Raw genomic sequence first — 13,144 nt, 5'->3', positions numbered from 1 at the left:
GTAGGCATGGTTGCGTGAGAGCGCCGCCCGTCATGGGCCACTGAGGCGTACGCGGACCGCGCTCGCCGCGCACAGCACCACGACGAGGCCGCCGACGAGCGTGGCCGCGGAGAGGTGTTCGCGCAGCAGCAGGCCGGCCCAGGCGATGGTCAGCACGGGCTGGATGAGCTGGACCTGGCTGACCTGGGCCATCGGTCCGACGGCCAGCCCGTGGTACCAGGCGAAGAAGCCGAGGAACATGCTGACCACCGCCAGGTACGCGAAGGCCGCCCACTGCGCCGGCGTCGCGTGCGGGGTTTGCCGTACGGCGGAGAGCCCGGCCAGCGCGAGCATCAGCGGTGCGCAGACCACGAGCGCCCACGAGACGGTCTGCCAGGCGCCCAGGTCGCGGGCCAGGAGGCCACCTTCGGCGTACCCGATGGCAGCGGACAGCACCGCGCCGAACAGGAGCAGGTCGCTCCAGTGCAGCCGGCCCAGTCCGCTCTGCGCGGAGGCGAAGCCGAGCGCGGCGGCCGCGCCGAGGCCGGCGGCGGCCCAGAAGGCGGGCGGTGGGCGTTCGTGGCCGCGGATCACGGCCAGGGCCGCGGTCGCGGCCGGCAGGACGGCGATGACCACAGCGCTGTGGCCGGCCGGGGCGGTGGTGAGGGCGTACGAGGTCAGCAGGGGGAAGCCCACCACGACGCCGCCGCCGACCACCGCCAGCCGCCACCACTGCGCGCCGCGGGGCAGCCGCTGGCGGGTGACGATCAAAGCGACCGCCGCCAGGGCGGCCGCGACCACCGCCCGCCCCGAGCCGATGAACAGAGGCGAGAGCCCACCCACCGCCACCCGGGTGAACGGGACGGTGAACGAGAAGGCCACCACGCCGAGCAGTCCCCACCACAGTCCCGATAGCGGTGAGCGGACAAGGACGATAGCGCTACTATGCTGCCTCATGAATGACAGTAGCAGTTCGCGCATCGTCGACGATCTGCGGAACTGGATCGCCACGGCGGCGCCGGGTTCCCGGCTGCCGTCGACCCGGACGCTGGTGGCCCGTCACCAGGCCGGCCCGGTGACGGTGCAGCGCGCGCTGCGTACCCTGCTCGACCAGGGGCTCATCGAGAGCCGGCCCGGCGCCGGCACGTTCGTCCGCGCGGTACGGACGGCCCGGCCGGCCGACTACGGCTGGCAGACCGCCGCCCTGGGTTCACCGCGGGCGCGGATCCCGGCGATCTCCAGCGCGCTGCGCAGCACCCCGCACGACGTCATCGCCCTGCACGCCGGCTACCCCGACCGCGAGCTGCTGCCGGAACGCCTGGTGCGGGCGGCGCTGACCCGGGCAGCACGATCGGACGCCGCCGTCTCCCGGCCGCCGGTCGCGGGCCTTCCGGAGCTGCAGTCCTGGTTCGCCCGGGAGCTCGGTGCGGCGACCCCGGCCGGCGTCACAACGCCGGTGCCGAGCGACGTCATTGTGCTCCCGGGCAGCCAGAGTGGCCTCAGCTCGGTGTTCCGCGCGCTGGTGGGGCCCGGGCAGGCGGTGCTGCTGGAGTCGCCGACCTACTGGGGTGCGATCATCGCCGCGCAACAGGCCGGCGTACGGGTCGTACCCGTGCCCAGCGGTCCGGCCGGACCGGACCCGGACGATCTCGCGCGGGCCTTCGCGGAGACCTCCGCCCGGCTGTTCTACGCGCAGCCGAACTACGCCAACCCGACCGGCGGGCAGTGGCCGGCGGCGTTGCACGATCGGGTGCTGGAGGTGGTCCGGGAGCACCGCGCGTTCCTGGTCGAGGACGACTGGGCGCACGACCTCGCCATCACCGGCACCGCGGCCCCGGTGGCCGCCCGCGACGACGGCGGCCACGTCGTCTATTTGCGGTCGCTGACCAAGAGTGTGTCGCCGGCCGTGCGTGTCGCCGCCGTCATCGCGCGCGGCCCGGCCCGCGACCGCATCCTGGCTGATCGCGGCGCCGAGTCGATGTACGTCAGCAGTCTGCTCCAAGCGGCGGCGCTCGACATCGTGACGCAGCCGGCCTGGCAGACCCACCTGCGCGGGTTGCGCCACCAGCTCGGCGCCCGCCGCGATCTGCTGGTCACGGCCGTCCGCGAGCACGTGCCGCAGGCCGATCTCGAGCACGTGCCGGCCGGCGGGCTGAACCTGTGGCTACGCCTGCCTGACGGCACTGACCTTGGGCGGCTGGCGACCGACTGCGAGGCCGCCGGGCTGATCATCGCTCCTGGGACCGAATGGTTCCCGGCGGAACCGACCGGCCCGTTCGTGCGGCTGAACTATGCGGGTCCCAACCCCGCCGCTTTCGCCGAGGGGGCGCGCATCCTCGGCCGGGCGCTGGCCGGTCAGCTCTCCTGATCCGCGCGAAGTCTGTACTCGCCGGAGGCGACGGCACGCCGGACTGCTGCGGCCGTTTGTGTGGCGTCGAGGCCGCCCGTGTCGATCGCGTGACCCTCGAGGTTGCCGAGCTGTGCGAAGGCGGCGTGCAGGCCGGTGATGGCGTCGGTGTCCTTGAGCTCATGGCCCGCGCGGGCGGTGGCGCGGGCCAAGGTCGTAGTCAGGTCGGGTCTCAGCACCACATAGGACAATGTCTGCTGCTCGTGTCCGGTGAGCGCGCGGAACGGCGGCAGGAACCATGGCCCGAGGATCCCGTCCACCACGACGTCGTAGCCGCCGCGCGCGAACGTCGCCACGGTGCCGACGATCGCTTCGATGACCACCTCGTTCTGTCGCTGCGCGGCGGGCAGGAACGGCAGGACGAAGCCGGTGCGGATCGAGCGGTAGAACATGTCGGTCACCAGATGGACGGTGGGGACTTCGGCGTCGGTGGCGAGTAGCTCGGCCACGGTTGTCTTTCCGGCTCCGGGTGGGCCGGTCAGGATGGTCACTTCGCTGGTCACGCTCGGAAAGGTAGCTACAGGACCAGCCGAGAAACAGTCTTGTCTTTGCGCCGCGGCTCAGCGCCGGGCCTGCCAGTACGTTGGCGCCATGACGGGTGGTGTGGTTCTCGGCGCGCTTCCCGTGGTGATCTCCTCGACCGCCTTGGCGGTCGCAATCATTTCGATGCGCCGGCAATGGCGCTCCGCCAGGAACGCAAACGCCGTCGCCGCGATTCTGAAGCTCTTCGAGGAGTACCGGACAGAAGAATTGCGGTCGGCGCGGCGGCCTACTTCCATGCCCTGGTGTTGCAACCTTGCCGGACTCGCCGAGCGGGCCGCCGGCTGACACCGGTCCGACCGATCACCGGTCCACAGTCGACACCACCGGAAATTGTCGGACCCGGTCGGTACGGTCCCTGCGTCGATGTACGAGAGCGCGCCTCCGTACCCCTGCATCCGCACGCCGAAGGGTGGCCCTCATGCCTGCCGAGACGACGTACCTCGAGCTCTCCGAAGACGGCGGCAGCGCCCACAAGTTCTATGAGGTGACCGTCGACGGCACCGAGCTGACCATCCGTTTCGGGCGGATCGGTGAGCGGGGCCAGCTGCGGCAGTCGTCCTTCACCAGCCGGGACAAGGCGACGGCCGAGGCGGCGAAGAAGATCGGCGAGAAGGTCCGCGAGGGGTACGCCCCGGCTGTCCCCGGCGGGCGGGCGAAGCGGGCCGTCTCCCGGCGACAGATCATCAGCAGCCGCTCGACCGCCACCCGGGCGCCGGTGCTGTGGCGCTACGCCTCGCACAGTCCGGCGTTCGGCATCTTCGTCGACGACGACGTGTGCATGGTCGGCAACGAGAGCGGCCTGATCACGACGCTGAGCCACGATGCCGAGGTGCTGAGCCAGTTCCGGCTGCCCGAGGGCGTGAAGTGCATCGTCGCCGACGACGGCTGGATCTATGCGGGGTGCGACGACGGCAACGTCTACGACCTGTCCGGGAAGGTGCCGCGGCTGGCCTACCGGATCGCCCCCGAGATCGACATCTACTGGCTGGACATTCACGACGGCGTCCTCGGGGTCTCCGACGCCAACGGTGGCATCTCGGCGATCGACCACGAGGACGAGTTCCTCTGGCAGCGGCCCGGGCGGGGCTCGTCGGCCTGGATGGTGCGGTGCGATCCCGGCGCTGTGCACCACGGTCACTCGGGCGGGGTGACCAGCTACGACTGGCGCACCGGGCGCGAGCTCTGGCACACCCCCACCGGCGCGGTGCTGTTCGGCTGGCAGGAGCGCGACACGCTCTACGCGGGCACCGCCACCCGGCAGGTGGTCGAGCTGGGCAAGGACGGGTCGGCCCGGCAGACGTACCGCTGTGACGCGGCGGTGTATTCGTGCGCCACGGCCGCTGACGGCCGTTATGTCTTCGCCGGCGACAGTGCCTCGTCCATCTACTGCTTCGACGCCGCCGGGACCAGGCTGTGGAAGCTGGGCACCGGCTGCGGTTCGGCGTACTCGATGCAGTACCGCGACGAGCGGCTCTACATCGTGACCACCGACGGCTCCCTGGCGTGCATCGACGCCAGCGAGGAGGCGATCCGGTCCGCGGTCGGCGGCAGCGTTCCCCACGTGATCGACGTGAAGGCGCCGCCGCGCATGCCCGCGGTCGTCCCGTCGACCACTGTGGAGATCGTCCACGACGTGGCGGGTGGTGTGGTGGTCGAGTGCGTCGACGAGGGCGGCCGGCTGCGGATCCGGGTCGTGTCGACCGGCTACCACCGCGACTGGCAGGTCCAGTTCCCGAAGGGCATCCGCGAGCACGGCAGCCGCTACGTCGTGACCGGGATCCGCGAGGCGAGCCGCGGCGGCTTCTACCGGGCGTACGGCGAGATCCGCCGGCTGGTGTAGCCGCCGCGACCGGGCACTAGCCTGCGGGGATGATCACGCTGACGCCGATGCTGGCGCGCTGGGCTGCCGACTGCCCGTTCTGGCCGGTTGATCCGACCGACTACCTTTTCCCGGTCCAGCGTCGGCCGACGCCTCGGCAGGTGGGCACGGTGATGTGGGCACTGATCGGACGCAGCGTTACCGCCGATGACTTGTCGATCACCGCCAGGGATGCCACCGAGGCGATCGAAGCGTATTTGGCCGGCGAGGACGAGGACTACGCGCCTGGCGGCCTGCGGGTCGGTGCCGGCGATGTCGTCATCGACCCCGGCTGCTGTGTCGGCCTCGACGAATGGCGCGACTGGCTGCGCATCGCCCACGGTGAGGTGATCGATCTCGGGCACGACCCCGACGTTCTGATGGAGCACCGCGGTGTCGTTGTCCGAGTGTGGCAAGACGGGGGTCACCTTCCCAGAGGGCAGTGGCCAAACCTCGACGAACCACACATCGACGTGCCGCGCGACGCCCTGCCGGCATTGCTGAGCGCGGTGCAGGAGAATCTCGCCGGTTTCCTGGCCGCCATGCGTCCCTGGGCGCATGACCTCGACCCTGAGCTGGCGGATCCGCTCACTGCTGCGGTGGACAGGCGTCTGCAGATCAGCGCACCTCTCGGAAGCTGACGCAGCCGGCGCCGGTGTGGCGAACCAGCCGGATCGGCGACAGGGGTAGCGCTCTGAAAGTTTTCATGCATAGGCTGCGGGGGTGAATGACGGAGCGGCCAGGACGGCCGAGCGGGTGGTGGATCTCTTCCAGGGCGCTCGGCTCACCCCGACGCAGCGGCGGATCGCGCACAGCCTCGTGCAGCACGCGCCCTCCGCCGCCTACCTCTCCGCCGCCGAGGTCGCCGAGCTGGCCGGGGTGAGCCAGCCGTCGGTCACCCGGTTCGCCATGGCCCTGGGCTACGCCGGCTATCCGGCCCTGCGGCGCGAGCTGCGCGCCCTGGTCGGAGTCGGCACCCCACCCGCCGACAACGGGGACAACCCCGTGCAGCGGGCCCTGCGGGCCGAGACCCAGCATCTGGAACGCATGGCCGACCAGTTGAGCAGCCTGGACGCCGTGCGGCAGGCCGCCCGGCTGCTCGCGGCCAGCCGTCCGCTGCCGGTGCTGGGGCTGCGCGCCGCCGGACCGCTCGCGGCGTACTTCGGCTACTTCGCCGCCAAGGTGCAGCCGGACGTCCGGGTGCTCGACGACGGCGGCACGATGCTGCTGGATCGGCTCGATCAGGCCCGCGCGGCCGGCGCGACCGCGATGCTGGCGATTGTGCTGCCGCGCTATCCGCGGGAGACCCTGGAGGTGATCCGCGAGGCCGGGGCCGCCGGTCTGGCCGTCGTCGCGCTCACCGACTCGGCGGTGAGCCCGGCCGCCGCGTACGCCGACGTGGTGCTGCCTGCCCCGGTCGGCACCCAGCTGGTGTTCGACCTGCACACCGGGCCGATGGCCATGGCCATGGTGCTGCTCCAGGCGATGTGCGACGCCGCGCCCGAGCAGGCCCAGCGCCGCCTGGAGGAGTTCGAGGCGACCGCCTCCCGCCGCCACATCTTCGAAGCGTGAAGGAGTTCGGTATGTCAGTGCGAGCGCCACGGGGCACCACCCGTACCGCCAAGGGGTGGCCGCAGGAGGCCGCCAAGCGGATGTTGCTCAACAACCTCGACCCCGACGTGGCCGAGCGCCCCGACGACCTGGTCGTCTACGGCGGCACCGGGCGCGCCGCCCGGAACTGGCCGTCGTTGCACGCGATCGTCCGGGAGCTGGACGTGCTGGCCGACGACGAGACGCTGCTGGTGCAGTCGGGCAAGCCGGTCGGGGTGTTCCGCACCCACGAGTGGGCGCCGCGGGTGCTGCTGGCCAACTCCAACCTCGTCGGGGACTGGGCGACGTGGCCGGAGTTCCGCCGCCTGGAGCAGCTCGGCCTGACCATGTACGGCCAGATGACCGCCGGCTCCTGGATCTACATCGGCACCCAGGGCATCCTGCAGGGCACCTACGAGACGTTCGCGGCCGTGGCGGCGAAGCGGTTCGGCGGCGACCTGGCCGGCACGTTGACGCTGACCGCCGGCTGCGGCGGCATGGGTGGCGCCCAGCCGCTCGCGGTCACCATGAACGGCGGCGTCTGCCTGATCGTGGACGTCGACGAGTCGCGGCTGCGGCGCCGGGTCAAGGACCGCTACCTGGACACGGTGGCGGCCGACCTGGACGACGCCGTCCGGCAGGCCGAGGCGGCCAAGCGGGACCGGCAGGCAATCAGCATCGGGGTCGCCGGCAACGCCGCCGAGGTGTTCCCCGAGCTGCTGCGCCGGGGCGTGGCGATCGACATCGTCACCGACCAGACCAGCGCGCACGACCCGCTGAGCTACGTGCCGATCGGCACCGACCCCGGTGACGCCGCTGACTATGCGGCCGCCAAGCCCGAGGAGTTCACCGACCGGGCCCGGGAGAGCATGGCCCGGCACGTCGAGGCGATGGTCGGCTTCCTAGACGCCGGCGCCGAGGTGTTCGACTACGGCAACTCCATCCGCGGCGAGGCCCAGCTCGGCGGGTACGACCGGGCGTTCGCGTTCCCCGGGTTCGTGCCCGCGTACATCCGGCCATTGTTCGCCGAGGGTAAGGGGCCGTTCCGCTGGGCCGCGCTGTCCGGCGACCCGGCCGACATCGCCGCCACCGACCGGGCCGTGCTGGAGCTGTTCCCGGACAACGAGCCGCTGGCCCGGTGGATCCGGCTGGCCGGCGAGCGGGTCGCCTTCCAGGGGCTGCCGGCGCGGATCTGCTGGCTCGGCTACGGCGAACGCGACAAGGCCGGAGTTCGGTTCAACGACATGGTGGCGCGCGGCGAGGTCTCCGCGCCGCTGGTCATCGGGCGTGACCACCTCGACGCGGGGTCGGTGGCCTCGCCGTACCGGGAGACCGAGGCGATGCTGGACGGCTCGGACGCGATCGCCGACTGGCCGCTGCTGAACGCGATGATCAACACGGCGAGCGGGGCGAGCTGGGTGTCCATCCATCACGGCGGCGGCGTCGGCATCGGCCGGTCGATCCACGCCGGGCAGGTCTGCGTCGCCGACGGCACCGCCCTGGCCGGGCAGAAGATCGAACGCGTGCTCACCAACGACCCGGGCATGGGCGTCATCCGGCACGTCGACGCCGGCTACGAGTCCGCCGCCGCGGCCTCCGTGCACATCCCCATGCGGGAAAAAGAATGACCGCGGCCTTCCCGCGACTCTGGGCCGAGATCGCGCCCATCGGCCGCGACCGGACCGGCGGTTATCTGCGGTACGCCCTCAGCGACCCCGAGCTGATCCTGCGCGACTGGTTCCGCAACCAGGCCGACCGCCGCGACATGACGGTCACCGACGACGGCAACGGCAACCTGTTCGCCTGGTGGGGCCGGCAGTGGGGGCCCGGCACCGTGCTGACCGGCTCGCACTTCGACTCGGTCCCGCACGGCGGCGGCTACGACGGCCCGCTCGGCATCGTCAGTGCGTTCCTGGCCGTTGACCGGCTCCGGGCCGCGGGCGTGACGCCTTCGCGACCGATCGGCGTGGCCGCGTTCGTCGAGGAGGAGGGTGGCCGCTTCGGCCTGCCCTGTCTCGGTTCCCGGCTGCTGACCGGCGCGATCAGCCCGGACGCCGCCGCCGCGCTGTGTGACGCCGACGGGGTGAGCTTCGGCGAGGCGCTGGGTGGCCGCCCGGCCGGGGCGCTGCCCGCGCTGGCGAGCCGGGTCGGCGCCGTCGTGGAGCTGCACATCGAGCAGGGCCGGGCGCTGGAGGTGCCGGTCGGTGTCGCGAGCGCGATCTGGCCGCACGGCCGCTGGCGGCTGGACTTCACCGGCCACGGCGACCACGCCGGCACCACCCGGATGGCCGACCGGCACGACCCGATGCTGACCTTCGCGGCCACCGTGCTGGCGGCCAACGAGGAGGCGCGGCTGGCCGGGGCGCTGGCCACCATCGCCCGCGTCTCGGTGCAGCCCAACGCCACCAACGCGATCCCGTCGCTGGTGCGGGCCTGGCTGGACGCCCGGGCGGCGGACACCGCCACCATGGACCGGCTGGTCGAGACCATCGTCAAGCGGGCGGTCGACCGCGCGGCCGACGACGGTACGCAGGTCAGCGTCGAACCGGAATCAGCCTCCCCCGAGGTCGCCTTCGACACCACGCTGGCATCCCGGCTGTCCACGCTGCTGGGCGACGCACCGATCCTGCCGACCGGCGCCGGTCACGACGCCGGGGTGCTGTCCGCGCACGTGCCGACCGCGATGCTGTTCGTCCGCAACCCGACCGGCGTCTCGCACTCCCCGGCCGAGCACGCCACCGACGCCGACTGCACGGCCGGCGTCGAGGCGCTGGCCACCGTGCTCGGGGAGCTCGCGGCATGACGTACTTCGCGCAGTACGCCTGGGCCGGCGGGACGGTCGCGCGTGATGTCCGCATCGAGATTGAGGACGGGCGCTTCACCGCCGTCACCCCGGGCTCGGCGCCCACCGGCACTCTGCTGCCCGGGCTCGTCCTGCCCGGGCTGGCCAACGCGCACTCGCACGCGTTCCACCGGGCTCTGCGCGGTCGCACCCACGGTGACCGCGGCAGTTTCTGGACCTGGCGCGAGCTGATGTACGAGGTGGCCGGCCGGCTCGACCCGGACAGCTACTTCACCCTGGCCCGGGCGGTCTACGGCGAGATGGCCCTGGCGGGGATCACCTGCGTGGGCGAGTTCCACTACCTGCACCACGGCCCGGACGGCACGCCCTACGCCGACCCGAACGCGATGGGCCACGCACTGATCGAGGCGGCCCAGGAAGCCGGCATCCGGATCACTCTGCTGGACGCTGTCTATCTGACGTCCGGCGTGGACGGTAAGCCGCTCGAAGGCGTCCAGCGCCGGTTCGGCGACGGCGACTACGACGGCTGGGCCGCGCGTTTCGACGGGCTGCGCGCGTCTCCGGGCGTGAAGATCGGCGCGGCCCTGCACTCGGTACGGGCGGTGCCGGTCGACGGGATGGCGACGTTCGCGCACCGCACCGACGGGCTGCCGGTGCACGTCCACCTCTCGGAGCAGCGCGCCGAGAACGAGCAGTGCCAGGCCGTGCACGGCTGTTCACCGGCCGAACTGCTGGACAGCATGGGCGTCTGGCAGCCCATGACGACCGCGGTGCACGCCACCCACCTGTCCCCCGCCGACCTGCGGATCCTCGGCGACCAGCACGTCTGCCTGTGCCCGAGCACCGAACGTGATCTGGCCGACGGCATCGGCCCGGCCCGGGCGCTGGCCGACGCGGGCGCCCGGCTCAGCCTGGGCAGCGACAGCCAGGCGGTCATCGACCTCTTCGAGGAGGCCCGTAGCGTCGAGCTCGACGAGCGGCTCGCCACCGAGCGGCGCGGTCACTTCACCGCCGCAGAGCTGCTTACCGCGGCGACAGTCTCCGGTCACGCGGCGCTGGGCTGGGACGACGCCGGCACGATCGCGGCCGGCCGGCGCGCCGACCTGGTCGCGGTGTCGCTGGAGAGCGTGCGCACCGCGGGCGTCGACCCGGCCGGCCTGGTCTTCGCGGCCACCGCGGCCGACGTCACCCACGTGGTCGCGGACGGCCGCCTGATCGTGGACAGCGGGCGGCACACCGCGTTCGACGTCCCGGCCGCACTGCGGGAGGCCCTGACATGAGCCTGCTGATCGGTGCCATCGGTGAGCTGGTCACCAACGATCCTGACCTGGGCGTCCTGACCGACGCGGCCGTGGTCGTCGAGGGCGACCGGATCGCCTGGGTCGGCCCGATGCGCGACGCACCCGAGGCCGACGAGCGCCTCGACGCCGGCGGCGCCGCGGTCATCCCCGGCTTCGTGGACAGCCACGCCCACCTGGTCTTCGCCGGCGACCGGGCCGGGGAGTTCGCGGCCCGGATGAACGGCGAGCCGTACACCGGCGGCGGCATCCGCACCACGGTCGCCGCCACCCGCGCGGCCGATGACGACACCCTGCTGGCCGCGGCGAGCCGGCTGGTCGCCGAGGCGCGGCGGCAGGGCACGACGACCATCGAGATCAAGAGCGGGTACGGCCTCAGCGTCGCCGACGAGGCCCGCACCCTGCGGATCGCCCGGCACCTGACCGACGAGACGACGTTCCTGGGCGCGCACGTCGTCCCGGCCGAGTACGCCGACGACCCGGACGGCTACGTGGACCTGGTCAGCGGGCCGATGCTGACCGCCGCCGCGCCGTACGCCCGGTGGATCGACGTGTTCTGCGACCGAGGCGCCTTCGACGGCGACCAGGCCCGGGCGGTGCTGACCGCGGGGGCGAAAGCCGGGCTGGGGCTGCGCGTGCACGCCAACCAGCTCACCGCCGGGCCGGGCGTACGGCTGGCGGTCGAGCTCGGAGCCGCCAGCGCCGACCACTGCACGCATCTCAGTGACGCTGACGTGGACGCCCTCGCCGGCTCCGGGACGGTGGCGACGCTGCTGCCCGGGGCGGAGTTCTCGACGCGGTCGCCGTACCCGGATGCCCGCCGGCTGCTCGACGCCGGGGTGACCGTGGCGCTGGCGACGGACTGCAACCCCGGATCGTCGTACACGTCGTCGATGCCCTTCTGCCTGGCTCTCGCCGTACGGGAAATGCGCATGACGCCCGCCGAGGCCCTCTGGGCCGCGACCGCGGGCGGCGCCCGGGCTCTGCGCCGCGACGACGTCGGCGTGCTGCGCCCCGGCGCCCGCGCCGACCTGGCCGTCCTCGACGCGCCCTCGTATCTGCACCTGGCCTACCGGCCGGGTGTTCCGCTCATCAGCACAGTGCTGCACAACGGAGTGCCCCAATGACCGTCTCAGTCGAACCCACCGGCATCACCGCCGCCGATGTCCTGGCCGTCGCCCGGCACGACGCCCGGGTGGAAATCTCCGAGGCCACCTACGCGGCCATGGCCCGCAGCCGGGCCATCGTCGACAGCATCGAGGCCTCCGGCCGCCCGGTGTACGGCGTCTCGACCGGCTTCGGCGCGCTGGCCAACACCTCCATCGCCCCGGAGCGCCGGGCCGAGCTGCAGCACGCGCTGATCCGCTCGCACGCCGCCGGCATCGGTGCCCCCATGCCCCGCGAGGTGGTGCGGGCGATGATGCTGCTGCGGGTGCGCTCGCTGGCCCTGAGCCTGTCCGGGGTACGGCCGGTGCTCGCGCAGGGACTCGTCGACCTGCTCAACAACGACATCACCCCGTGGGTCCCCGAGCACGGCTCGCTGGGCGCCTCCGGTGACCTGGCGCCGCTGGCCCACTGCGCGCTGGTGCTGCTCGGCGAGGGCTGGGTCCTGGGCAAGGACGGCTCCCGGATGGCCGCCGCCGACGCCCTGCACGGCACCGGCCTCCAGCCGCTGACGCTGGCCGCCAAGGAGGGCCTGGCCCTGATCAACGGCACCGACGGCATGCTCGGCATGCTGCTGCTGGCCATCGAGGACGCCCGGCACCTGTTCACCATGGCGGACGTGACGGCGGCGTTGGCGATCGAGGCGATGCTCGGCTCCGAGCGGCCGTTCCTGCCGGAGCTGCACGCGATCCGGCCGCACCCCGGGCAGTCCGACTCGGCGGCCAACATCCACCGGCTGCTCCAGGACTCGGCGATCATGGACTCGCACCGCGACGACCTGGCCCACGCCGTGCAGGACGCGTACTCGATGCGCTGCGCGCCGCAGGTGGCCGGGGCTGCCCGGGACACGCTGGAGTTCGCGTGGACCACCGCCGGCCGGGAGCTGCGGTCCGTGGTCGACAACCCGGTCGTGCTCCAGGACGGCCGGGTGGAGTCCACCGGCAACTTCCACGGCGCGCCGCTCGGCTTCGCCGCCGACTTCCTCGCCATCGCCGCCGCCGAGGTCGGGGCGATCGCCGAGCGCCGGGTCGACCGGCTGCTCGACGTGACCCGCAACCGCACGCTGCCGCCGTTCCTGACCCCGGACGCGGGGGTCAACTCGGGCCTGATGATCGCCCAGTACACGGCGGCCGGCATCGTCGCGGAGAACCGGCGGCTCGCGGCACCCGCCTCCGTGGACTCCCTGCCCACCAGCGGCATGCAGGAGGACCACGTGTCGATGGGCTGGGCCGCGACCAAGAAGCTGCGTACGGTCCTGGACAACCTGACCAGCCTGCTCGCCGTCGAGCTGCTGGCCGCGACGCGGGGCCTGCAGCTGCGGGCGCCGCTGAGCCCGTCACCGGCCGGCCGTGCGGCGGTCGCCGCCCTGGTGGGCTTCGCCGGGGAACCGGGACCGGACGTCTTCCTGGCTCCGGTGATCGAGCAGACCCGCGCGGTCGTCGGAGGGCGGGCCCTGCGCGCCGCGATCGAGGAGGCGATCGGGCCGCTGCTCTAGGCTCTCC

At 72.7% G+C, this 13,144-nt stretch carries 12 protein-coding genes; 10 read left to right on the top strand and 2 right to left on the bottom strand.

Translation table 11 applies throughout. The features are described 5' to 3' along the window. Window positions 1-30: 30 nt before the first annotated feature. The gene (locus tag ACQP2Y_RS06575; protein WP_433725508.1) at window positions 31-936 is read right to left on the bottom strand and encodes a DMT family transporter; all 906 of its coding nucleotides are present in this window, start codon (window positions 934-936) and stop codon (window positions 31-33) included. Between ACQP2Y_RS06575 and ACQP2Y_RS06570 the strand changes: the two genes are divergently transcribed. Next, on the top strand, window positions 935-2,347 hold the full coding sequence (locus ACQP2Y_RS06570) for a PLP-dependent aminotransferase family protein (protein WP_433725506.1): 1,413 nt from the start codon (window positions 935-937) through the stop codon (window positions 2,345-2,347). The two genes, ACQP2Y_RS06575 and ACQP2Y_RS06570, sit on opposite strands and share 2 nt — an antisense overlap. Here ACQP2Y_RS06570 and ACQP2Y_RS06565 read toward each other — a convergent pair. Then, entirely contained in the window at window positions 2,335-2,877 is a 543-nt protein-coding gene (locus ACQP2Y_RS06565; RefSeq protein WP_433725504.1) for an AAA family ATPase, read from the bottom strand. The genes ACQP2Y_RS06570 and ACQP2Y_RS06565 overlap by 13 nt on opposite strands. 100 nt (window positions 2,878-2,977) lie before the next feature. On the opposite strand from ACQP2Y_RS06565, the gene ACQP2Y_RS06560 reads away from it, so the two are divergent. The 9 genes from ACQP2Y_RS06560 to hutH all read left to right on the top strand — a co-directional run bounded on the left by ACQP2Y_RS06560 (window position 2,978) and on the right by hutH (window position 13,137). Beyond that, the gene (locus ACQP2Y_RS06560) at window positions 2,978-3,214 is read left to right on the top strand and encodes a hypothetical protein (RefSeq protein ID WP_433725502.1); all 237 of its coding nucleotides are present in this window, start codon (window positions 2,978-2,980) and stop codon (window positions 3,212-3,214) included. 133 nt (window positions 3,215-3,347) lie between these two features. After that, on the top strand, window positions 3,348-4,769 hold the full coding sequence (locus ACQP2Y_RS06555) for a WGR domain-containing protein (RefSeq protein ID WP_433725500.1): 1,422 nt from the start codon (window positions 3,348-3,350) through the stop codon (window positions 4,767-4,769). A 29-nt stretch (window positions 4,770-4,798) separates the two neighbouring features. After that, window positions 4,799-5,428: a hypothetical protein gene (locus tag ACQP2Y_RS06550; RefSeq protein WP_433725498.1), complete on the top strand. Its 630-nt coding sequence runs from the start codon at window positions 4,799-4,801 to the stop codon at window positions 5,426-5,428. Window positions 5,429-5,510: 82 nt separating this feature from the next. Further along, window positions 5,511-6,359, top strand: coding sequence for a MurR/RpiR family transcriptional regulator (locus tag ACQP2Y_RS06545; protein WP_433725496.1), 849 nt, complete (start codon window positions 5,511-5,513; stop codon window positions 6,357-6,359). 11 nt (window positions 6,360-6,370) lie between these two features. Then, on the top strand, window positions 6,371-8,005 hold the full coding sequence (hutU, locus tag ACQP2Y_RS06540) for a urocanate hydratase (protein ID WP_433725494.1): 1,635 nt from the start codon (window positions 6,371-6,373) through the stop codon (window positions 8,003-8,005). Beyond that, window positions 8,002-9,180: an allantoate amidohydrolase gene (locus ACQP2Y_RS06535; protein ID WP_433725492.1), complete on the top strand. Its 1,179-nt coding sequence runs from the start codon at window positions 8,002-8,004 to the stop codon at window positions 9,178-9,180. The genes hutU and ACQP2Y_RS06535 overlap by 4 nt, the downstream gene beginning before the upstream one ends. Next, a complete protein-coding gene (locus ACQP2Y_RS06530) occupies window positions 9,177-10,460 on the top strand; it encodes a formimidoylglutamate deiminase (RefSeq protein ID WP_433725490.1) in 1,284 nt (427 codons plus the stop codon). Before ACQP2Y_RS06535 ends, ACQP2Y_RS06530 begins: the two co-directional genes overlap by 4 nt. After that, window positions 10,457-11,605 (top strand): imidazolonepropionase, encoded by a 1,149-nt coding sequence (gene hutI / locus ACQP2Y_RS06525; protein WP_433725488.1) that lies wholly within the window; start codon window positions 10,457-10,459, stop codon window positions 11,603-11,605. The genes ACQP2Y_RS06530 and hutI overlap by 4 nt, the downstream gene beginning before the upstream one ends. Continuing rightward, window positions 11,602-13,137 (top strand): histidine ammonia-lyase, encoded by a 1,536-nt coding sequence (gene hutH, locus ACQP2Y_RS06520; RefSeq protein WP_433725486.1) that lies wholly within the window; start codon window positions 11,602-11,604, stop codon window positions 13,135-13,137. The genes hutI and hutH overlap by 4 nt, the downstream gene beginning before the upstream one ends. Window positions 13,138-13,144: the final 7 nt, after the last annotated feature.

This window comes from Actinoplanes sp. CA-051413 (assembly GCF_050955795.1).
In the GTDB taxonomy this organism is placed as follows: Bacteria; Actinomycetota; Actinomycetes; order Mycobacteriales; family Micromonosporaceae; genus Actinoplanes.
This window is presented reverse-complemented; position numbering and strand designations above follow the sequence as displayed.

What these genes read in the sequence shown, in the direction of transcription:
- ACQP2Y_RS06570 (WP_433725506.1), top strand. Translation starts at nt 935, where the DNA reads ATGAATGACAGTAGCAGTTCGCGCATCGTCGACGATCTGCGGAACTGG.
- ACQP2Y_RS06575 (WP_433725508.1), bottom strand. Translation starts at nt 936, where the DNA reads ATGAGGCAGCATAGTAGCGCTATCGTCCTTGTCCGCTCACCGCTATCG.
- ACQP2Y_RS06560 (WP_433725502.1), top strand. Translation starts at nt 2,978, where the DNA reads ATGACGGGTGGTGTGGTTCTCGGCGCGCTTCCCGTGGTGATCTCCTCG.
- ACQP2Y_RS06555 (WP_433725500.1), top strand. Translation starts at nt 3,348, where the DNA reads ATGCCTGCCGAGACGACGTACCTCGAGCTCTCCGAAGACGGCGGCAGC.
- ACQP2Y_RS06550 (WP_433725498.1), top strand. Translation starts at nt 4,799, where the DNA reads ATGATCACGCTGACGCCGATGCTGGCGCGCTGGGCTGCCGACTGCCCG.
- hutU (WP_433725494.1), top strand. Translation starts at nt 6,371, where the DNA reads ATGTCAGTGCGAGCGCCACGGGGCACCACCCGTACCGCCAAGGGGTGG.
- ACQP2Y_RS06535 (WP_433725492.1), top strand. Translation starts at nt 8,002, where the DNA reads ATGACCGCGGCCTTCCCGCGACTCTGGGCCGAGATCGCGCCCATCGGC.
- ACQP2Y_RS06530 (WP_433725490.1), top strand. Translation starts at nt 9,177, where the DNA reads ATGACGTACTTCGCGCAGTACGCCTGGGCCGGCGGGACGGTCGCGCGT.
- hutI (WP_433725488.1), top strand. Translation starts at nt 10,457, where the DNA reads ATGAGCCTGCTGATCGGTGCCATCGGTGAGCTGGTCACCAACGATCCT.
- hutH (WP_433725486.1), top strand. Translation starts at nt 11,602, where the DNA reads ATGACCGTCTCAGTCGAACCCACCGGCATCACCGCCGCCGATGTCCTG.